The 17,238-nt window shown below is 63.6% G+C and carries 12 protein-coding genes; all 12 read right to left on the reverse strand.

Translation table 11 applies throughout. The annotated features are described in order from the left end of the window. Positions 1–123: 123 nt before the first annotated feature. Entirely contained in the window at positions 124–2,358 is a 2,235-nt protein-coding gene (locus tag JSS27_15260; protein ID MBS0210303.1) for a hemolysin D, read from the reverse strand. A gap of 30 nt (positions 2,359–2,388) precedes the next feature. Further along, a complete protein-coding gene (locus tag JSS27_15265; protein ID MBS0210304.1) occupies positions 2,389–4,386 on the reverse strand; it encodes an efflux RND transporter periplasmic adaptor subunit in 1,998 nt (665 codons plus the stop codon). A 300-nt stretch (positions 4,387–4,686) separates the two neighbouring features. Further along, positions 4,687–5,667 carry a right-handed parallel beta-helix repeat-containing protein gene (locus JSS27_15270; GenBank protein MBS0210305.1) on the reverse strand — a complete coding sequence of 327 codons (981 nt, stop codon included), beginning with the start codon at positions 5,665–5,667 and terminating at the stop codon, positions 4,687–4,689. 236 nt (positions 5,668–5,903) lie between these two features. Continuing rightward, positions 5,904–8,159: a hypothetical protein gene (locus tag JSS27_15275; GenBank protein MBS0210306.1), complete on the reverse strand. Its 2,256-nt coding sequence runs from the start codon at positions 8,157–8,159 to the stop codon at positions 5,904–5,906. A 452-nt stretch (positions 8,160–8,611) separates the two neighbouring features. Then, positions 8,612–9,619 carry a methyltransferase gene (locus tag JSS27_15280; GenBank protein ID MBS0210307.1) on the reverse strand — a complete coding sequence of 336 codons (1,008 nt, stop codon included), beginning with the start codon at positions 9,617–9,619 and terminating at the stop codon, positions 8,612–8,614. A 247-nt stretch (positions 9,620–9,866) separates the two neighbouring features. Continuing rightward, complete coding sequence (locus JSS27_15285) at positions 9,867–10,013, reverse strand: hypothetical protein (GenBank protein MBS0210308.1); 147 nt, start codon at positions 10,011–10,013, stop codon at positions 9,867–9,869. Beyond that, a complete protein-coding gene (locus JSS27_15290; protein ID MBS0210309.1) occupies positions 10,010–11,560 on the reverse strand; it encodes a hypothetical protein in 1,551 nt (516 codons plus the stop codon). The genes JSS27_15285 and JSS27_15290 overlap by 4 nt, the downstream gene beginning before the upstream one ends. A gap of 10 nt (positions 11,561–11,570) precedes the next feature. Further along, on the reverse strand, positions 11,571–12,446 hold the full coding sequence (locus JSS27_15295) for a glycosyltransferase family 2 protein (GenBank protein ID MBS0210310.1): 876 nt from the start codon (positions 12,444–12,446) through the stop codon (positions 11,571–11,573). 18 nt (positions 12,447–12,464) lie between these two features. Beyond that, positions 12,465–13,535 (reverse strand): NAD-dependent epimerase/dehydratase family protein, encoded by a 1,071-nt coding sequence (locus JSS27_15300; protein ID MBS0210311.1) that lies wholly within the window; start codon positions 13,533–13,535, stop codon positions 12,465–12,467. A gap of 27 nt (positions 13,536–13,562) precedes the next feature. Beyond that, positions 13,563–14,642, reverse strand: coding sequence for an NAD-dependent epimerase/dehydratase family protein (locus JSS27_15305; GenBank protein MBS0210312.1), 1,080 nt, complete (start codon positions 14,640–14,642; stop codon positions 13,563–13,565). A gap of 420 nt (positions 14,643–15,062) precedes the next feature. After that, positions 15,063–15,500 (reverse strand): CBS domain-containing protein, encoded by a 438-nt coding sequence (locus JSS27_15310; protein MBS0210313.1) that lies wholly within the window; start codon positions 15,498–15,500, stop codon positions 15,063–15,065. 476 nt (positions 15,501–15,976) lie between these two features. Next, a complete protein-coding gene (locus JSS27_15315) occupies positions 15,977–17,161 on the reverse strand; it encodes a DUF1080 domain-containing protein (protein MBS0210314.1) in 1,185 nt (394 codons plus the stop codon). Positions 17,162–17,238 lie beyond the last annotated feature (77 nt).

The following is a 17,238-nucleotide window of genomic DNA, read 5'->3' on the forward strand; positions in this document are numbered from 1 at the left end:
AGATAACCAGGAAGTCCCTTTTTCATCATTCACCACTCAGCATTCATCAATTCCTTCTTGGCGTCCTTTGCGTCTTTGCGGTTCAAATGCTCCTGCTGTTCTACAATTACAGCGGCCTTCCATTTAGAGCCGGAAGTGGAAGGTCTGGGAGAACCAGCGCCACCCTTGTTGAGCGGCTGACTCCCAGGGAAGAATAATCTTGGCCCGGCCGCGGAAGCCAGTCCGCAGCTCGCCCGGGGTGACGTGAATCGGCACGCGTGCCTGATACGAGACCGAAAGAGGGCGCTCGGCGCCGGTTTCATCGGTTCGAGTCGCCAACTCACCGCCAACCTTGTTCGACAACGTGCGCGGACTGATCTTCAAATCGGAATGAGCAATCTCGGTCAACGTCCCCCAGAGGGTCTTCGTCGGTGACTCGTCGAGCTTAATCGCCACCTGTTGCCCTTCGATCACGTACGACACATCCGCCTGATCGAGCACAATCTGGGCTTCGTAGCTGCCGGTGTCACCCACCTGGCACAGCAGGGTTCCTTGCTCCAGGTAGCAGTCGCGGTTGCGAGGCTCGAACAAACTGCCTGACCAAGTGGCTAACTCGCCCGGCGGCAACGGTCGGCGCGCTTGCAGCGGCGCCGGCAGCACCGTGCCGGCGCGCGTGGCCCGCAGCGCCAGTCGCTCGAAGTGCTGCTGCTTTTGCTCCAACTGCTCGGTCACGGCCGCCAAGGTCGATTCGAGCTCGGGGATTTGCCGACTGATTTCGCGCTCTTGCGAGCGACGGTGGACCAGCCCGTCGAGTTGGGCCTGTAATAAGCCGCGGCGAGCTTTCAGCCGGGCGATCTCGAATTCCAGGTCCAGGTTGCGCAGTTGCGCCAGCAGCGTCCCCGGCTCGACACGCTGGCCGGGGGCGACTTTCATCTCGATCAGCTCGCCGGGGACTTCGACGTAGACGTTCTGCGGGGCCAGCGGCTTGAGTTCAAGCGTCCCCCAGGCGCGATGCGGCAACGGCACGACTGCCAACAACAGCGCCACGAGTCCCAATCCCACGAAGGTCGCACGAGCTCGGCGGCGGTCCATCTCTTCGCCGCGGCCGGGAACCCGCAGGTAGCGCGCCAGGCGATAGAGCGGAAAGCCGACCATTCCCGTCAACGAGGCCAGGCCCAACAACTGGGCGATGATCGTCAGGTGGTAAGGCTCGAAGAACCGGTACAAGAACCAGATCACCGTGACATAGACGAACATTCGATACCCGAACGCCGCCAGGGCGAACGCCACATAGAGGACGCGCCGCCGGATCGACATGTACGCTTGCTGTGGCGGCTCGATTCCCAATAGCAACGAGGCCAACGAGCGTTGCACGTATTGATTTGCCTTCTGGTCCAGGTTGGGCACTTCGATTAGGTCGATCAGAATGTAATAGCCGTCGAACCGCATCAACGGGTTGGCGTTGAAAAAGATCGTCGTCACCGAGCAGACGAACATCACGTTCAGGGCAATGTGGTGCAGCAGCCCATCGGTCGTGAACCACCAGATGAACGTGGCAATCGCCGACAGGACCAGCTCGACGTATATCCCGGCGGCGGCGATGGCCGCGCGATGCCACTTGTTGGGCAACATCCACGAGTCGGAAACTTTGCAATATAGGCACGGCGTAAACACCAACAGCATCATGCCCAACTCGGTGCACTCGCCCCCGAAATGCCGACAGGTGAGCCCGTGCCCCAGCTCGTGCAACACCTTGACCGCCCCCAAGGTGATGAACAGCAGGATCGCCGTCTCGAACGTGAAGTACTGATGAAACGTCGGTAACTGGGCGAGGAAGTCATCGAACTTGGCCAAGATCAGCACCAGCGCCGCCAGAATCAACGCCAGGCTCAGCCCCAGCGCCTGTGGCGAATACAACCAGCCGAACCAGGCATAGAGTCCGTCCAAGAACCGTCGCGGGTTCACCCCCTTGAACCGCATGGACAAGGGGTTCATCAGCCACGACAGGCCCCGGTTGCGGTTGTGCTCGGCGCGGCGGCGGCCGAGTTCTTCACCCTGGCCGGGTGCTTCGGAATAGACCAGCCCCGACTGGTGGAACAGGGCGAACATCTGGGCCAGCTCTTCCAGCCGGATTTCGTCCGGGGCAAAGCGGGCGTCGAAGGCCGCCTTGATTTCGCGCGTCGAAGTCTTGCCGTCGAGCAGCTCGAGCACGGCATACTCGGGATCGTCGAGCCGGACGTAGTTCATGCCGATCGGATCTTTCAGCACCCAGCAGTCGCGCCCTTCGAAGTGCTGGCGCGCCACGACCAGGTCGGGACAGCGGCGCAGCCGCACCGGGCGCGAGGCGGTGGCGATCACGCTGTCGTTGAAGCTGGTCATGCAAACCGTCGCGCGCCTGCGCGCCCCAGGTTAAAACCGGAACAACACCCGCGAGTCGAAAAACACCCAGGCGTCGTACAACAGCACATAGCCCAGCGAGTGCTCGCCGCAACGAATCTTGGCGCGGCAATCGGCACCGGGGCGCAAGTTGTCGAGCGCCGCGCGATCGATCTTCACGCGGACTTGCACCGTGTTGCCCGCGTCGCCATGAATCTCGGCGGCCAGCTCGACCTCTTGGATGGTCCCGGCGTGATCGTGTCCTGGATCGGTCGCCAATCGATAGACCACCGGCAGCGCTTCGCCTTGCCGGCGCTGAGCCTCCGTCAGGTGTCCCAATCGGTTCTCGGGCACTTGCAGTTCCAGCTCCCAATCGCCGGTCGTGTCGGCCACGGTCAAAAGGATTTGGCCGCGATGGACGGGGCGCTGGTCGAGCAGTTCATGCACATCCCAGGTGACAACCTTGCCGGCCAGCGGGCTGACGATCGACAACTGCTCGCGCTTCTGTTCCAGCAGCGTGAGCTGCGAGCGTTGGCTGTCGAGTTGTTCGAGCAGCTCGTTGCGCTGGCCCGAGAGTCGCATCCGCTGTTCGCTTTCGAGCCGTTTGCCTTCGGACGACAGGGTCCGCTCGACGGCCGCCAGTTGCGCCAACGTGGCGGCTTGCTGCCCATTGAGGTCGGTGATCGCCACTTCCAGATCGGTGTTCCGCAGCGCGGCGAGGAGTTGTCCCTGCTCGACCTGCTGGCCGTGTTTGACCAGCACGCGATCGACCGTCCCGTCGGCGGTGGCAAAGACATCGTGGCGGCGCTTGGGCTGCAGCGTGCCGTTGGCGTGAATCTCGAACCGCCAGGGGATGACGGTCAGCGCCAGGATCGCCAGCCCAACACAGGCGGCGACGAGCTTGGTGCGCGGCCAATTCTTGGCCGAGACCAAGAGCTTGCTCTGCGTGATCTTGTTCCACAACGGGAACAGGAACAGCCCTTCGTGCCGAAGCGCGTTGGCCAGGGCGAGTTCCGCCTCGCTTTGAGCCATGCGGGCCGTTTCTTGCAGTTGCTCGATCGGCCGGCTGCTCAGGCATTCGACGAGCAGGGCACCGATCAACGATCGCTCTTCGTCCGATTCTTGCTTGCCGGGCAAGGCCAGCGGCAATACGCCGACAATCTTGGCGTGCGACTCGTCCAGGTATTCGTTCAGCGGCGCTTCGATTTGCGGCGGAGTGTGTTCCGAAAAGCCGGTGTACCAGTAGGCTTCTTTCTGGCTAATGACGGCGGTGGCCAGCTCGGTCAGGTGCTCCATCACCGGCGAGCGATGATCGATGCTCTGCTTGCCGCTGACGGCGGCGATGCGTAGCTTGCCGCGACGCTGGATCGCGACGCTAACCCGGTCGCAGTCCAGCAGCAACCGTCCTTCGTTGGCAATCGCGGCGCTGACTTTCTGCGAGCGTAGACTGCCGTGGATCGATTGATGCAAGTCGGCCCACTGGTTCCACAGAGCCAGCTTGGCTTCCAACGCGCGAACCCGCGCGGCCAGCAAGAAGACCGCGGCAAACTCGCAAAACCGCCGGGCACAGGCCAGATAACCCGCCTGGGTCTGCGCGTCGGGATGGAACCGCTGGTAAATCTCGAGCACGCCCGCCACGCGCTCCTGAACGCGAATCGGCACCAGCATCAACAGGTGATGCGTGTTGTTCTTGAGCGTGGTTCCCGGCAGTCCGCCGCCGGGCCCGATCATTTGTGGATGCGGCGCGGCGAGTTGCTGTTGAATCAGCCGCTCGTTCTCGGCCGTGCTGAATAGCGCGGCCACGTCGGCGCCGGGGCGCTCGAACTGCGCAACCAGTCTTGCCGCGCCGCGCCCATCGGCCAGCCAGACGCCGGCGGCCAAAGCCCCCAGGGTCGTGGCGGCCCGTTCAGTGAACAGGGTGAAGAAGCGGGTGGCGTCGATTTCCTGCTCGGCCAGCCGGGCGACTTCGTCCAACAGGGCGATCAGTTGTTGCTGCGCCTGCTCGACTCCGTGTTGTTCGATATCGTGCATGACTGACATCGAGTTGCCTGTGCCCCGAGCAAATCGCTTGATCGTGGACCGCTGGCGTTACCAAGCCGGCGGCTTTGCCGCCCTGGTTTTGGTGCCGAGCTATCCACGTCGTGCTGCCATTAGTCGGAAACCTTTCGGTAGGATGTCCGAAAGTGCCAGCGACAAGACTCCATCTTAGGCAGGAAGTCCAAACACGGCAATGAATTAAAGACACGCCACGGGAGGTGAATGTCACCAACGATTCAGAGCCCGGGACGTATCGTCCCAGCTTAGCGGTGGTATCTGCTTCGCGACGGGGGGCTAACGTCCCTGACTCTCGCTGGCGCTGACTTTCCCCACGCCGGCGTTGGCCGGGATCAGCTCTGGCAACTGCTGGGCGTCGTCGAGTTTGTACTGATAGGGGACCGCCGGCACTTCGCCGGCCGATTGTAGTGGGCCGCTTTCGACCGTCACGTTCTGCCGCTCGACCAGTCGCCCCGGCTCGGGCGAGTCGCCATAGCTGGTCAGCGTCGGCAACTTGCAGCGCAGGAAATAGTTCCCTTCGACCAGCACGCCGGCATTGGCCGTCGACGCCACGCCGTACTGATTGTTCTGATAAAAGTTGTTGAAGACGTGGATCGGCTCGCCGACGCGGGCGCGCGGATGCCGCGACAGACTCCCATCGAAAAAGTTGTGATGGTACGTCACCCGCAGCCTGCCCCGGTCCTCGGCGGCGGCCGAAGCCTTGTCGCTGTGCCCCAGCAGGCAGGTCTTGTTGTGATCGTGAAAGCGGCACCACGAGACGGTCGCCAGATCGCTGCCATGCTTGATGTCGACCAGCCCGTCGTGGCAGTTGGCGAAGTCGCAGTGATCGATCCAGACGTGCCGCGTGCCCCCCTCGACGTTCACGGCGTCATCGGCCGAGTCGTGAATCGACAAGTTGCGGATGATGACATTCTCGACTTTGTTCAGGTGCAAGCCAAAGCCAGTCAGCTCGGCCCCCGCGTCGCCGAGGATCGTTTTGTTTGAACCGACGCGAACTTTCTTGGACAGCGTGATCTTGCCGCGGACAATCACCGTGGCCGGCCCATAGCCAGCAACCGCCAGGCGGAGCGCCTCTTCGTCGGCGACCGACACCGTTGCGCCCCCTTTACCACCGGTGGTGCCGCCGTCGACGCTGGCCCAACCGATCGGCTCGTTCTCCGTCGCCCGCGGCGATTCGGCCGCCAAACCGAGCGCAGGCAACAGGGAAAGAGACAGCGCAAGAGCGACGCTCAAGCGGACGAATCGAATGGCGCGCATCGTGATACCTTGCCGGGGGACGCGAGTTGGTGGAGTTCCGGTCTCGCTCAGGATACCTAAGGTCGCCCCCGCCGGGCGAACTTTTTCGGCTACAGCGCGGATCGAGCGAACGAATGAAAACTCGCCGACCAATCGGCTCATCACGATCGAATCCAACGCCAGGTGTGAATCACAAGCCACCTCGCCCCGGACCCCTCTCCCACGGCGGGGAGAGGGGAGTGATTGTCACTTCTCCACTAACCTCGTGGGGGCAACGGCTCGACGCTGATCAACAGCGTCGGCACGCCGTCGAGATCGTTGTTCTCCAGTTGCAAGTGTACCGTCTTGAAGTCCTTGCCAGCGCCGGCCACCTTGCCCAGGAAGGCCAGGTAGCGAATGCTCGGCGGATCGGGCAGCTTGGGAATCGTGGCCCCGTTGGCCAAGAGCGTGTCCGGCCCCAAGTGGCCGTACTCGATTTCATTCAAGCTGTCGGTAATCAGCTTTTGATCGTCGGCCGTCAGGGCGGCCCGCAACGTGCTCTTGGCTAGGTCGCGGGCAAATCGTCCCAGGTTTGCGTCGTCGATGAACGATCGCGACAGGTACAGCCCCACGGCCGTCACGCGCTGCGCGCCGCTCACGCCGATGCGCAGCGTGACATAGTCACGAAACCGCGGGCCGCTCGGTTTGAAGCTGATGACCTTCGTGCCCTCGAACGGGCCGGCGCTGCTGCCGGCTTCTTGCAGCTTGAAGAACGTGAACAGGTCGGTCTGTTTGGCGTCGTCGAGCGACATGCCGATCAGCGAGCCATCGCCGCTGGCCGGGGTTCCAGGCGCGCCCGGCGGGGCAGGGGCCAGCGGAGCCACGGGTGTTGCCGGCGCATAGCGGCCACCTCCTGGCGGCGTCAGGATAATGCGCCCCGGCGACGGAGTCGGGTCGCTGGGCGTGGGATCGTCGGGCGATGGCACGGGGCTGCCGGGCGTTGCGCCGCCGCCGATGGTCAGCGAGTTGAAGAACTTCTTGATGTTCGCCGGGCCGGTTTGCGAGTTCGGCGTGCGAGCGAAGATCAATTCGATGATCCGCCCGCCGGCAATGATCGCGTGGATGCGAATGTCGGTCTCGTTTTCCCCTTCGATGACCAGCGAGAAGTCGCGACCTTTGTACCCTTGGAGTTCGGTGGCCTTGTCGTTGATCAACCGCCCCTTGGTTTGCTTGACTTCCATGTCGCGCAGCTCTTCGAGCTTGCTGGCCGCCAGACTGCTCAGGTCTTGCTGCGCCTGGGCGACCGAGACCTTGTAAACCGTCGCCCCATTGTCGACCAGCAAAATGTAATTGCCGTTGGCGTCGGCCTGGGGCTTGCCGGGGGTGGCGAACGAGATGTTGGCGCCGTCGATCGACGTGACCGTCCAGCCGGGCGGCACTTCACCCTGCACCGTCGGCCCAGAGGGCTGCGCCGCGATGACCGGCGCGTTGGGCTGGGGCGAGGCCTGCAGGATCGTCAGCGAGTCGAAGAACCGGTTCACGCTGGCCGGCGAGGTTTGCGACTCGGCACCGCGAATCACGACCATCTGGCACAGGCGGTCGCCGGCGATGATCACCCGGTATCGGTACTCAATGTCCTGGTCGGTCACAAACGTGAACGAGGCCGCCGGGTGGCCGCCGACGTTCAGCCGCTTTTCGCCGACCGGCCGCCCCTTGGTCAGCTTCTGGGCCGCTTCCATCACCAAGCGCAGGCGCTCGTCGGCGTCTCCTTCGAGCTGCTCCTTCCCTTGCAGGATGGTGACCATGTAGACGGTGTTGTTGCTGTCGGTGGCGAGCATGTACGAGCCATTTTCGTCCAGGTTCGGCTGGCCCGGCATGTCGAACGTAAAGCCCTTGGCCGTGGCGTCGATCGTTTGCCAGCCGTCCGCCGCGGCGCGCGACTTGGCACCGACCACTGGTGGGGTGACGGCCGGGTCTTCGGCGGCGGGAGTCGGCTCGTTGCGCGGCACCTGGCGCGGACGCGGCGTTTGGGGCGTGTCGGTTTGCGACGGCGCGATCGGCCTAGGGGCGGGCTCGTGCTGCTCGGCGGCGCGGCCGGCGATGAACTCGGCCTTGGTCACACGACCGTCGTTGTTCCGGTCATAGATGTGCCACTTGCCATCGAGTTCCGTACCCGACAGCCAGCCATCGTGGTTCCAATCCAACAGCGCGAACGCCTTCTCGCCGTCGGGGTCGGTGGCCGCCTGTTCCTTGTCGGCGCGGCGGCCACGGAGGAACTCCTCGCGCGAGACCATGCCGTCGCCGTTCACGTCGTAGCGCGTCCAGTCATAGGGACCGATTTCCTGCGCGGTCAGTTGCCCGTCACGATCGATGTCGAAGCGCGAGAACATTTCGGCGCTGTTCTCGATCGGCGAACCGTCGGCCCGCGCGGCGGTCGGCGCTAGCCAGGCCAGCGCGCCCAGCATGCCGATGCCAACGAGTCGCGTGAAGCGGTGGCGAACGATCGCCCCTGCGGAATTGCCAAGACAGAACATGGCTTGTCCCCCTGCGAGATCGGTCGGTGAGGCGGTGACCAGATAAGATGCTGCCCTCAGCCAGCAGTAGAACCGATGACGCGGCCGGAAGCCACTAGGCAGACAAGTTTTTTGCGCGGGCGGGCGGTGGACAGTATGACGTGGGCGCCGAGCAAGTCGCCGTCGTTGCGCATCTGGCTTTACGTCAGTTGAGAATCGATCCTTCCAGGCCCGTTACGTTTCCATCATCACAGGCAGCGCGCAAACCCTTCTCCCTCCGGGAGAAGGTGGCCGAAGGCCGGATGAGGGTCAACGTCGCCCCGTTGGAACGCATCGCCTCGGGCCACGTGGACCCTCATCCGTCGGCTAGCGCCGCCACCTTCTCCCGGAGGGAGAAGGGTCAGCGCGACGTCGCGCGCGACCGGGGCGCTGGCAAGGCGGCACAACTTCTCCGCAGTTGATGATGGTCAAAACTATCTTCGAATCCCCTCGATCACGCTGATCTCCGTGGCCGTGCGAACAATCCGGTTCAGCTCGAACCCGGCTTGCTCGTACAGCGTCCGGTACTCCGCTTCGGTTCGTTCCTTGCCGCCGGGGATCAGCATCATCGTCAGGTCCAGCAGCTTGGTGTGAAACGGCGTGTTCCCCGCCGGGATCACCGCTTCGACCAGCAGCAGCTTGTGCCCCGGCTGCATCACCCGGTGGCAATTGCGCAGGATGGTCAGCGACTTGGCGTCGTCCCAGTCGTGGATGATGTGTCGCATCAGGTACGCGTCGGCCCCAGTTGGCACCGCCTCGAAGAAGCTGCCCGCGACCAACTGGCAGCGTCCGCCGACGCCGGCGGCTTCGACCCGCGGTTTGGCGCGTTCGAGCACGTGCGCCAGGTCGAACAAGATGCCGCGCAGGGGCTCGTGGCGCTGCAAGATCGCCGTCAGCTTCGAGCCGTTGCCGCCGCCGATGTCGGCCAGCACGGAGATGCCGCTGAAGTCGTAGGCGTCGAGCACGGCGGCCGTCTCGCGACCATGAATGCCGGTCATCGCGTCGTCAAAGATGCTGGCCTGCTCGGGATGCTCGCTGAGAAAGTCGAAGACCGGCTTGCGATACACGCGCTCGAAAGCGTTCTCGCCCGTGTGCAGCACGTGGTAAAGCTGGCCATAGACCGCGTAGTGTTCCTCGCCCATCATGATCGCCAGCGAGCGCTGCGAGCCAGGCACGCCCGAGCGCAACAGTTCGGCCATCGGCGTGAGGCGGAAGACTTGCGACTCCGACTCGGCAAAGACACCCACGCTGGCCAACGCCCGCAGCAGTCGGAACAGAAAGTCAGGCTTGGTGTTCGTGGCGGTGGCCAGTTGCGCGACGTTGCGCGGCCTGTCGGCCAGCAAGTCGGCCAGGCCGAGCTTGGCGGCGGCATAGACCGACTGGGAAAGCCAATAGCCCGAGATCAGGGGCAGCAAGCTGTCGGCCGGAGCAGGAGCGGTCATGGTCGGCACCCGAGTTGAGAGCGCGAGAAGAGGGACGAAGTCCGCGCCGCTCAGCTTAACGCACCGCGCGCTCTGAGTGAACTAGGTATCACGATCACCCAAAGGCATCGGGTGCCATGCTCAAGTCAGCAGACTTGAGCATGTGAAGCGGGAACAAGGCATGCTCAAGCCTGGGGGGGCTTGAGCATGGCACCCGCGCGGATGGATGCGCGCGAGATATCAGTCGGCGGTTAGCGCCAGATGAGACTTATCGCGACGAAGTGGCCGGTGCGGCGGCGCTGGTGGCGTCGCCGGTCAGCGTGGGGGTCGCGAAGGGAACGACGTAATACGTCCGTAGGCGACGGCCGAACAGAGCGACCGATTCTTCGTGCAACGCCTGGGGATGCGCGTTCATGGGGTGGCTGGCGCTCGGCGTGGTGAATAAAAGGAACTGGCCAGCATGACCGCGCCGGCCAAAGCGAACAGCCAGGCGTGGCCAAGCGTCCACTCGGCCGCAGTCGCCAGCGGGCCGGGAGATTGCGTCAAAGTCGACGAATCGAGTGCCGTGGGCAGAATGGGTCGTAGCGTGGGATGGCGGAGCAAGGTGGCCAGCCGCGCGGCGTCGGGATAGGGCAGGGTCGCGTCGGCCGGGAAGTGGGACTGATCGCCGGCGAAGAATGCGACACAAGCTTGACGACCCGCCTCGAGTCGCGCTGACATGCGGTCAAGATGCTCGGGCACATGGCGCGTCGCGTGCAGTGTTCCGGCAATCGCGGCCAGCGTCCACACGAGCGTCAATACTTGCAGCGGCGAGCGACGGTCGACACGCGCCCACAGCCGGAACCGTGGCGTCAATGCCGCTAGCGCCAGCAAATTGGCGATCGGGCCGACAACCAGCAAATCGAGATACCGACTGGCCAGACCGCCAGACCCGCGGGCCCAAGCGATTCCCGCCGCCTGGGCGACAGTCCACACCCCGAGGCCAAGCGCAAATGTCTCGAGCGGCGACAGCCGCCGCGGTCGACGAACCAGGCTCATCAACAGCGTGGCCAGCGGCGCGTACATCAGCGGCGCGAGCCAGGGTCGTTTGCAGGGCCACGCCAAGGCCCGGCCGAACATATAGATGAAATCGCTGACGCCCAGCGAAGGACCATCGACAGGCGCCGGCAACGAAGTGTGCCCGAGCGCGCCGGCGATCACGATTCCCGTGGCTAGGGCCAAGGTTGGCAGGTGCGTGCGCCGTGCCGTGCGATCGGACCAAACGGAATAACCTTCGACCACCACGACTGCCGCCGCCGCCATTAGTCCCGAGCCCAGCGAGAGAATCGCCGCCACGGCCGCCAAGGCGCCGACAATCCAGCCGGCGCTCAACGGCGGCCGCTGGGTCAGGCCGGCGATGGCGACTAGGGAGAACAAGACCAGAAAGTAAAACTGACATTGAAACCCACACAGCAGATTCTCGTGTCCATAGGGAACGCCGAACAGCATGGCGATTCCAATCGCCAGCGCCATGAAGACGCGACGGTCAACCAGACGGCCACAGCACCAGGTGATGAACAACGCGGTCAGCGCTGACAAGAACGCCCCAACGGTCGTCTGCAATCGCGGCTCCCAGCGTCCGTTGAGCTTGAGCAAAGCCAGATCGAGCAATCGCGTGCTGGTGATGCGATGCTCGTTATGGGGTGCGAACAGCGCCGAAGCGGTCAGCCGGCCTTCGAGCGCCGGGACATACAATTGCATCGCCTCGGCATCCCACTGGTCCCAGAATGGCACACTGACCGAGTAGATATCGAGGCACCAGCAGCGGCTGGCAAAAACCAGCAAGGCCACGGCGAACGCGGCAAGTGTCACCTGACGTCGAGTGGGCTCGCCCGCAGTGGCGGTCCCCAGCCAAGCCGTGGCGCGAGGCGCCGGTTGCAGGGCCTGCCTGATCGTTGGATTCTCGTGGGTGACACTGGCCATCGCGACATCCTTAAGCGGCACGCCGCGCGGCGATCGATTCGGCGCCGCGCTCGGGCCGTTCGAGCTGTTCCACCCGTTCGGCCAGGGCCAGGCACTGGGCCTCGACACGCGTCAGCCGGTCGTCGTGGCCCGCGTGCAACGCCAACCGGTCGGCCAGCAGATCGTCCGAGATCAGCAGCTTTTCGGCGTACACGCGTAACAACGTGGCCAGATAGCGACGACCCATTTCGCGCAGCCGTAGATTCGACGACCCCCAAGTGCGGCCGGTCCACGAGATGGGAATCTGGGCGATGTTGTATTGCCGCACCAGCGCCGACAGGGCCAGCTCGATGGTGATGTTGAAGTGGCAACTGCGGAACGGCCCGCTCTCGCGGATCACGTGGGTGCGATAGGCCTTGAAGGCGTTGGTCAGGTCATTGAATGGGCAGCGGAACATCCACTGCATGCACTTGTTCACGATCCGGTTCACGATCAGCTTCACGCGCGGATACTCGACGACCTTGCTCCCCTTGACGAACCGCGAGCCGAACACGCAGTCGTAGCCTTCGCAAATCTTGCGATAGTAGGCGATCACGTCGACCGGGTGGTCCGAGGAATCAGCCATGCAGATCACCACCACGTCGCCCGTGACGGCGTCGAGACCGGCGCGAATCGCCCGGCCAAAGCCACCCGGCGCGGTGCGATTGACGGTGCGAATGCGTGAGTCCTGGCGCATCAATTCGGCGATCACCGCGGCGGTGCCGTCCCGGCTGTTGTCGTTGACGATGATCATCTCGTACGGGACATGCTCGGCGCGCAGCGCCTGTTGCAGGTCGGCCACGGTCGGTGGCAGATTCTGTTCTTCATTGTATGCCGGGATGACGATCGACAGCTCGAGCGGCTTCATAAGGTTCTCGCTACCGGCCTAGGCGATGATCGGGCGGAGTTCGGCTTCGTGGCGCGTGACCCAGCCGGCAATGTCGCCGACAATGGCGGCCACGTTGCGCTCGGGGCGCCAGTTGAAATCGCGGGTGACTTTGCGGTTATCGGTCTGGTAAATCCGCAGGTCGACCGACGAGGTCTCGGCCTGGGCATCGATCGTGACGCGCCGGCCGAGGACTTGCTGGCACACGTCGGTCAACTCGCACAGCGAAGCCGACACCCCGGGGCCGCCTCCCACGTTGTAAACCTGGCCACGCCAGCGCGCCGGTTCGGCCATCTGGCGAACCAGCAACTGGAACAAGTCGTCGACATGGAGCATGTCGCGGACTTGCTTGCCGCGGCCGCCAAAGCCCGTGTAGCGCAGCCCGCGGCCAAACAAGTGCCGTGCGACCCACAGGGTGACGACCCCTTGATCGACTTTGCCCATCTGCCACGGGCCGGTCAGGATGCCACAGCGGTTGATCAGCGCGGGCAGCCCGCGACTGTAGGCGTACTCTTGAATCAACAGTTCGCTGGCCAGCTTGGACGCGCCGTACAGCGAGCGCGCGCCGGGCAGGGGGAACTCTTCGGCCACGCCAGCCGTGGAAAACCCCGGTACCGTGTCAGCCGCCGTCCAAGCGAAGCGCGTCGATTGTTCTTGCCAATCGAGCGCGTTGAGCGGTTCGATCGGATAGACCCGACTGGTGCTCAAGAAGAGCAGGGCGGCGTTGCGCCGGCGGACTGCTTCCAGGCAATTGATCGTGCCGACCAGATTGTTCTGCAACAGTGGTGCGGGCGAATCGACGAGCCCGGCCTGGACCGACGGTTCGGCCGAGCAGTCGATCAGCAGCTCGAATTCAGGCCAGGCGTCGACATCCTCGGGACAGCGTATATCGCCGTGCAGGAACTCGACGCCGTGTTCGCGCAGCCGGGGCAGGTTCAGCTCGCTGCCGCGGCGCTTCAGATTGTCGACCGCCACGACCCGGGTATCGGCGAACGCCCGCTTGAACAGCACGGCCAGGTTGGCGCCCACAAAGCCTGCGCCGCCGGTGATCAGGATTCGCTGGAAGTTCACGCGCGGTTCTCGCTTGGCAACAAGGGATTAAGCGGCGGCACGGCGCGGGTGACGCAGCGACCAACTGCGATGAATCTCGGACAGGATGTCGCGCAGGTCGTAGCGGTAGGACCACGTGGGGAAGTGGGCGCGGAACTTGCTGACATCGCTGACGTACCAGATGTGGTCGCCGCTGCGATTCTGCTCTTGGTATTGCCACGTGAGCCTGTTGCCCGAGATTTTCTCGCACAGGGCGATGGCTTCGCGCATCGAGCAGTGACTGTGACGGCTGCCGCCGGCGTTGTAGACCTCGCCCGGGCGCGGGGCCTGGCTGAAATGCCAGAACATGTTCACCAGATCATAAGCGTGGATGTTGTCGCGGACTTGCTTCCCCTGGTAGCCATAGATCGTGTAGGGACGCCCCTCGACGCAGCACCGCATCAGATAGGAAAGGAAGCCGTGCAGTTCGGTTCCCGAGTGCCCGCCGCCGGTCAGGCACCCGCCGCGGAAGACGCCCGTATTCAGGCCGAAGTAGCGGCCGTATTCTTGGACCAGGACGTCGGCCGCCACTTTCGAGGAGCCGAATAGCGAGTGTTTGCTCTGGTCAATCGACATCGACTCGTCGATGCCGCGTTCGAAGAACGGATGCGCCGCGTCGATCTCCCAGCGCGAGTCGGTCTCGACCAGCGGCAGCCGATTGGGCGTGTCGCCGTAGACCTTGTTGGTCGAAGTGAAGATGAACGTCGATTCCGGCGCAAAGTTGCGAGTCGCTTCCAGTAGTACCAAGGTGCCTTGCGCATTGACCGAGAAATCGGTAAATGGCTCGCGCGCCGCCCAATCGTGCGAAGGCTGCGCCGCGGTGTGAATCACCACGCGAATGTCGGAGCCATATTGGCGAAAGATCTGGTCAATGGCCGGCTGGTCGCGGATGTCGACCGAGTAGTGCTGGTAACCGGGGACCAGGTTTTGGAGTTGCCGGCGGCTCCAATCGGTCGAGGCCTCGGCGCCAAAGAAGTACTGGCGCATATCGTTGTCGATGCCGACGACTTCGAAGCCTTCGTCGCTAAAGCGGCGCACCGATTCGGCGCCGATCAAGCCGGCGGCCCCGGTGACAATCGCGACGCTCATGTTGGCAACTCCCTTTGCACTGGCGGCGGGCGCATCGTGCGCCCGGTGGTGGACTGCTGCAAGTGTGCGGTTCGGTGGACAAGACACCCTGGGCGAGCGGGCAATAGCCCACACGTCCGTGGCTCAGCGCTGAAAACGCCCGGCTCAAAGAACTGACGGAAGTGCGCATTCCTTGCGCGAAACCGAGCGCTCTATCCCTCGAGCGCCGGCGAATCGTACCCCCCCGGTGGCGCTCGGGACAAGAGCAGTGCCGCTGGCTGAGCTTGCAGGCGCGGCCTGCTAGCAACAAGGCCCGGGCAATTGACTTGCCCGGGCCTTGCTTGGCGGTTGGTGCGACGTGATAGCGGGGCGAGACACGGCCTGCCTGGGTAGACACGGCCAGCCTGGGTAGACACGGCCAGCCTAATAAACCCCGCTCGCTTAGCCGTGGATGTACGTCTTGAGATAATGATTCTCGATCACGGTCTGGTTGAGTTGCGCCTTGACCAGGTCGCCGATCGAGATCATGCCCACCAGATTGTCCCCGTCGAGGACCGGCAGGTGGCGAATTCGGTGATCGGTCATCACGCCCATGATGTATTCGACCGAGTTCTCAGGGGTGCCGGTCACCAGATCGGTCGACATGTAATCCGAGACGAGCAGCCGATTGATCGAACCTTCATTCTCGGCGCACGCGCGGAGCAGATCGCGCTCGGAAACGATGCCCACCATGCCGCGGCAACGCGCCGGATCGGCGCACACCAGCAGGGCGCCGCAACGATGGATCACCAACGAGTGAATCACTTCACCCAACGTGGCGGTCGGTGCGATGGTGTAAACGGTCGAACCCTTGGTGCGCAGGATGTCGTTCAAGGTCATGTTCTAGCTCCGCGAGAACAGCGTGACGATGGAATGAAACGAGGTGTCGGCGTGCCTGCCGAGCGTTGTGTCGGAACTCACCCGGGCACCGCGGAATTGCGGCGATGCGAACTCACCAGATGTGATCCGGCCACGGCCTCATGCGCCGCCAACAATGCAACTACCGCAGCATAATGCCCGGGGCTGAGCGGAGTCAAAACTTTTTGGCGCGTAAATCTAAGAGCCGGGCCATGTTACATTTTTCACAAAGCCGATATTCGTGACGGCGATTCACGACAGATGCGCTCACGCGGCACTCGGTAGGGTGCCTTGTGGGCGGCAAAGTATCGCAATGCGAAAGGAAAGAAAGGAATCGCGATTCGGTCGTCACCACCGGCAGGGTGAAACCATTCATCGCGTCGTTGCCGCAGATAAGGTGCCCACAGGGCACCCTGCAAAGCGCGCGGCCAATAGGCGATTGATGGCGTCGACGTCCATTACCGTGTCGGCAGTTCGGCCGCTTGCAGTTTGCGGAACGACAGATCAGTCGTTGGGTCGTGCCCCTGCAACTGCAAGGTGCCCGCCTCGACGCGCAGCCCTTGCCGCGGATTGGCGTTGGCAGGGCGAGTGTCAGTCCAGTCGCTCACCTGCACGCCGTTGACCCAGGTTGCCATGTGATCTCCCGAGGCGATCAGCGTCATGGGGAACCAGGTGAAGTCGTCCGCTATTACGCGCCGCGCATTCTGCCGTCGATAGAACCCGCCGGTGCCGCAATCAATCGGTTGCGACCGGTCGCCGTCCTTAAAGCCGTTTTGAATCTGGCACTCGTAGCCGTTCGTGTTCTCGCCGGGGATGCAGCGAAAGAAGACGCCTGAGTTCAGGTGTTTGCCGTTCGAAAAAACTTCCATCTGATAAACAAAGTCGGCGAACCGCGGCGCGCTTTCCAGTTGCCCGCGGCCATCCTTCACGTTCAGTTCGCCGGCCGAGGTGACGCTGAACTTGCTCTTCATGTCCGGGAACGTCTTCCAGCCGGTCAAATCCTTGCCGTTGAACAGACTGTTGAGCCCCAGCGGCTTGAGCTTGATATTGCGAAACGAAACCGCTCCGGTGCGGAACTGCAGCGCGACGCGGCCCCGCCCCAACGGCGCGGGGTCGGTGTAGTCGAGCACCGTGCGGCCGTCGAGCTGCACGACGAAGTGGCCGCCTTGGGCGGTCACCTGGAACGATTGCCAATCAGTGCTGGCTCGGTAATCGCTGCCCTTCTGGCGCTGGACAAAGCTGCCGGTGGGGAAGGGGCTGAGCTGCGGGTCGGCGATGTTCAGTTCGTAGCAATCCTTCGTCGGATCGGTCGGCACGGCCGGCGTGCGCAGGAACACGCCGCTGTTGGTGTCGAGCCCGGCGCGGAAGTCGACCCGCAGCACGTAGTCGCCAAAATCGCTGGTCGTGGTCAGAAAGCCGCCTTCCCCTTCGGAAACTGACATCGCGCCATCAGCGACGCGCCAGTTGGCCTTGCTGGTCGCTGTCCAACCGTAATCGGACTCGCCGTCGAACAGCAGAATCCAACCATCGGCTAGTTCAGCCGCCGAGAGCTTGTTTGGTTCGTCGGCAGCCTGGGCAATAGTGCCAACCAGGGCGACACTGAGACAGGCGACAACGAAACAAGGCAGGAAATGCGTGCGCATCGAACATCCTTTGGGGCGAAGGGGCAGGGGAGCGAGCACGCCTCAGCCTACTTGTCGCCCGGGCCGATGCAAGAGCC

The sequence above is a fragment of the Planctomycetota bacterium genome (assembly GCA_018242585.1).
GTDB lineage: Bacteria > Planctomycetota > Planctomycetia > Pirellulales > PNKZ01 > JAFEBQ01.